The following is a 4,081-nucleotide window of genomic DNA, read 5'->3' as shown; positions in this document are numbered from 1 at the left end:
CGTGCGTGTCCCCGGCCGACACGCCGAGCGTGCGGCCGGGAACACGCACGCTCGCGACAGAAGTCAGCAGAAGGGCTTTCGGCGATCGCTCAGCCGCGACAGCACACCGCCGGCTCGCCACAGCCGGGCCACCGCGTCGGCATCCTCGTCGGTGACCAGATTGCCCATCACCCGTACGGCGATGCTCATCAGCCTCGTCGAGCGCATCGCCAGCGGGCCGGTTGCCGGTAAGAACCGCGGGAACGTCAGCAGCAACGCCAACCGGCGCGCCACCGAAAACCCGCGACCGTAATGGGTCTGCAGTACCTGCGGCCACACCCGCGACAGGTCACCGGTGCCCAGCAGCTCGGCGGCCAGCCGCCCGGTTTCCAGCCCGTAGTCAATGCCCTCGCCGTTCAACGGGTTGACGCAGGCCGCCGCGTCGCCGATCAGCATCCAGTTCGGCCCGGCCACCCCCGACACCGCGCCGCCCATCGGCAGCAGCGCCGACGACACCGCCCGCGGCTGACCGTCGAACCCCCACTCGTCGCGGCGCAGATCGGTGTAATAGGACATCAGCGGCCGCAGCGCCAGATCGGCCTGCCGTTTGGTCGTCGACAGCGCGCCCACGCCGATGTTCACCTCGCCGTTGCCCAACGGGAAAATCCAGCCGTAGCCGGGCAGCACCGCCCCGTCGGGCGAGCGCAGTTCCAAGTGCGACGTCAGCCACGGCTCCTCACTGCGCGAAGTAGCCAAATACCCGCGGGCCGCGATGCCGTAGACGGTCTCCTGATGCCACCGCCGGCCCAGCACCCGGCCCAGCGTCGAGCGGGCGCCGTCGGCCACCACCAGCTCCCGGCAGCCCACCTGCGTGCCATCGGCCAGCACCACCGACGCTACCCGGCCCACTGAGTCGTGGTGTACGCCAACAGCCTTGACGCCCAACAGCATTCGCGCGCCAGACTCCTCGGCAACCTTGCGGATCCGGTCGTCCAGTTCCACCCGCGCCACCGCGCTGCCGGTCGCCGGGAACGACGGGCCCGGCCAGTCGACTTCCACCTCGCCGCCAAAGCCGCTCATCCGCAAGCCGCGATGCCGGATGCGGGCATCCAGCCAGTCGCCCAGGCCCAGCCGTTCCAGCTCGGCGACCGCACGGGGGGTCAGCCCGTCACCGCAGGCCTTGTCGCGCGGGAAGCTCGCCGAGTCGATCACCAGCACGTCGCGACCCGCCCGGGCAGCCCAGGCCGCCGCCGCCGATCCGGCCGGTCCGGCGCCCACGACCACCACGTCGGCGTTGCTGCCCATGCTCACCAGTATGTTGGTCGCGTGAGGACTCCGGCGACTGTGGTGGCGGGTGTGGACTTCGGCGACGCCGCGTTCGCCGCCGATGTACGTGCGGGCGTCGACCGCATCGAGCAGCTGATGGAGACCGAGCTACGCGGCTCCGACGGCTTGATGACCGAGGCGGTGCTGCACCTGTTCGAGGCCGGCGGCAAACGGTTCCGCCCGCTGTTCACGGTGCTGTCCGCCCAGCTGGGGCCGCAGCCGGATTCTCACGAGGTGACGATCGCCGGCGCGGTCATCGAGCTGGTCCACCTGGCCACGCTCTACCACGACGACGTGATGGACGAGGCGCAAGTGCGCCGCGGAGCGGCCAGCGCCAACGCGCGGTGGAGCAACAACATCGCGATCCTGGCCGGTGACTACTTGTTTGCGACGGCCTCGCGGCTGGTGTCGCGGCTGGGTCCCGACGCCGTGCGGGTGATCGCCGAGACGTTCGCCCAGCTGGTGACCGGGCAGATGCGCGAGACCCGCGGCGCCGCGGGCGGCACGGACCCGATCGAGCACTACCTGAAGGTCGTGCACGAGAAGACGGCCTGCCTGATCGGGGCGGCGGGCCGGTTCGGGGCCATGTTCTCCGGCGCCGACGACGCTCAAATCGAGCGGCTGGACCGGCTCGGCGGCATCGTCGGCACCGCGTTCCAGATCTCCGACGACATCATCGACATCGACAGCGACCCCGACGAGTCGGGCAAGCTGCCCGGCACCGACCTGCGTGAAGGCGTGCACACCTTGCCGGTGCTCTATGCGCTGCGCGACACCGGACCCGACGCCGACCGGCTGCGCGAGCTGCTGGTCGGCCCGGTCGAGGACGACGCGACGGTGGCCGAGGCGCTGTCATTGTTGCGCGGCTCGGCGGGCATGGCCCAGGCCAAGGACACCGTGGCGCGGTATGCGGCGCAGGCCCGCGAGGAGCTGGCCGCGCTGCCCGATCTGCCCAGCCGGCAGGCGCTGGCCACGCTGGTCGACTACACGATCCACCGACACGGCTAGTTTGCGGAACCCGGCGGGTCGCCCCGGGCGTTTAATGACTAGGACCTGGGTGTTCGTAGGAGGAAGCTAATGACCTGGCATCCGCATCACAACACGTTCAAGACGTTCGCGCTGTTGGTGGGCATGTCGGCGTTGATCGTGTTCGTCGGTCGGCTGTTCGGTACGACGGCGATGTGGCTGGCGGTGTTGTTCGCCGTCGGCATGAACGTTTACACCTACTTCAACAGCGACAAGTTGGCGCTGCGGGCGATGCATGCCCAGCCGGTTTCGGAGGTGCAGGAACCGGCGATGTACCGGATCGTCCGCGAGCTGGCCACCGCGGCACACCAGCCGATGCCACGGCTCTATATCAGCGATACCGCCGCGCCCAATGCGTTTGCCACCGGGCGCAATCCGCGCAACGCCGCGGTGTGTTGCACCACCGGCATCCTGAACATGCTCAACGAACGCGAGTTACGCGCGGTGCTGGGCCACGAACTCTCCCATGTCTACAACCGCGACATCCTGATCTCGTGTGTGGCCGGCGCGCTGGCGTCGGTGATCACCGCGTTGTCCTACATCGCCATGTTCTTCGGCGGCAGTAGCCGCGACGGCGGCAATCCCGGTGCGCTGCTGCTGGTTTCGTTCCTGGGGCCGATCGCGGCGACGGTGGTGCGGCTGGCCGTATCCCGTTCGCGGGAATACCAGGCCGACGAATCGGGCGCGGTGTTGACCGGTGACCCATTGGCGTTGGCCTCGGCGTTGCGCAAGATTTCCGGCGGCGTGCAGGCCGCCCCGCTGCCACCGGAGCCGCAGCTGGCCGCGCAGGCCCACCTGATGATCGCCAGCCCGTTCCGGGCCGGCGAGCGGATCGGGTCGTTGTTCTCCACGCACCCGCCGATCGCCGACCGGATCCGCCGGCTGGAGTCGATGGCCCGCGGTTAGATCCCGCCAGCCCCAGCAGCCCCACAAGCCCCAGCAGGCCGCGTTGCTGGCGGTCGGCGAGCTTCTGTACGACCCACTGATTCATCGACACGTTTTGCTCAGCGGCTTCGACGGCGAGTCGGGCATGCAGTGCCGGCGACGTCCTGACCACGAACTTGCCACTGTATTGGCGTTCGGTGAGGGGGCTCGGGAAGCTGGTCCCTTCCTCGGTCCGCTCGGCGATGTATTCGTCGACGGCGTTCTCGACGGCGGCGATCGCGTCCCGCATCGTCGGCGCGCGCTCCCATAGCCAGGGCAGCTCGATGCAGCGCCCGAAGTATTCGGACTGCTCCGGTGACCATTCGGCGCGATAGGTGTAGCGGTTCATATCCCGGTGATATCACATGCGATGTCAACTTGGAGAAGGTGCTAATCCTTGGGGCCAGGGGCTGGTGGCGTTCCTGGGGCCGATCGCGGCGACGGTGGTGCGGCTGGCCGTATCCCGTTCGCGGGAATACCAGGCCGACGAATCGGGCGCGGTGTTGACCGGTGACCCATTGGCGTTGGCCTCGGCGTTGCGCAAGATTTCCGGCGGCGTGCAGGCCGCCCCGCTGCCACCGGAGCCGCAGCTGGCCGCGCAGGCCCACCTGATGATCGCCAGCCCGTTCCGGGCCGGCGAGCGGATCGGGTCGTTGTTCTCCACGCACCCGCCGATCGCCGACCGGATCCGCCGGCTGGAGTCGATGGCCCGCGGTTAGATCCCGCCAGCCCCAGCAGCCCCACAAGCCCCAGCAGGCCGCGTTGCTGGCGGTCGGCGAGCTTCTGTACGACCCACTGATTCATCGACACGTTTTGCTCAGCGGCT

3 protein-coding genes and 2 pseudogenes are annotated in these 4,081 nt (G+C 69.1%); 3 read left to right on the top strand and 2 right to left on the bottom strand.

Annotated features, from left to right (window positions below; all coding sequences use genetic code 11):
- Nucleotides 1-63: 63 nt before the first annotated feature.
- Entirely contained in the window at nt 64-1,284 is a 1,221-nt protein-coding gene (gene menJ / locus A5707_RS08730; protein ID WP_065014108.1) for a menaquinone reductase, read from the bottom strand.
- Between the two features lie 21 nt (nt 1,285-1,305).
- Here menJ and grcC1 point away from each other — a divergent pair, with 21 nt between their 5' ends.
- Both grcC1 and htpX read left to right on the top strand, forming a co-directional pair.
- Nucleotides 1,306-2,313 carry a nonaprenyl/(2E,6E)-farnesyl/geranylgeranyl diphosphat synthase gene (gene grcC1 / locus A5707_RS08725; RefSeq protein ID WP_065014107.1) on the top strand — a complete coding sequence of 336 codons (1,008 nt, stop codon included), beginning with the start codon at nt 1,306-1,308 and terminating at the stop codon, nt 2,311-2,313.
- 69 nt (nt 2,314-2,382) lie between these two features.
- Complete coding sequence (gene htpX / locus A5707_RS08720; RefSeq protein WP_065014106.1) at nt 2,383-3,237, top strand: zinc metalloprotease HtpX; 855 nt, start codon at nt 2,383-2,385, stop codon at nt 3,235-3,237.
- Between the two features lie 19 nt (nt 3,238-3,256).
- Here the strand turns inward: htpX and A5707_RS23150 are convergent.
- Nucleotides 3,257-3,604: pseudogene (locus A5707_RS23150) on the bottom strand (type II toxin-antitoxin system HicB family antitoxin); the annotation flags it as partial.
- A gap of 34 nt (nt 3,605-3,638) precedes the next feature.
- Between A5707_RS23150 and A5707_RS08710 the strand changes: the two are divergent.
- Nucleotides 3,639-3,974 (top strand): annotated as a pseudogene (locus A5707_RS08710) (M48 family metalloprotease); the annotation flags it as partial.
- Nucleotides 3,975-4,081: the final 107 nt, after the last annotated feature.

It is taken from the genome of Mycobacterium kyorinense (genome assembly GCF_001672775.1).
GTDB classification, from domain to species: domain Bacteria; phylum Actinomycetota; class Actinomycetes; order Mycobacteriales; family Mycobacteriaceae; genus Mycobacterium; species Mycobacterium kyorinense_A.
Note: the sequence above shows the minus strand (reverse complement) of the source record. Positions and strands in the feature narration are given on the sequence as shown.

What these genes read in the sequence shown, in the direction of transcription:
- menJ (WP_065014108.1), bottom strand. Translation starts at nt 1,284, where the DNA reads ATGGGCAGCAACGCCGACGTGGTGGTCGTGGGCGCCGGACCGGCCGGA.
- htpX (WP_065014106.1), top strand. Translation starts at nt 2,383, where the DNA reads ATGACCTGGCATCCGCATCACAACACGTTCAAGACGTTCGCGCTGTTG.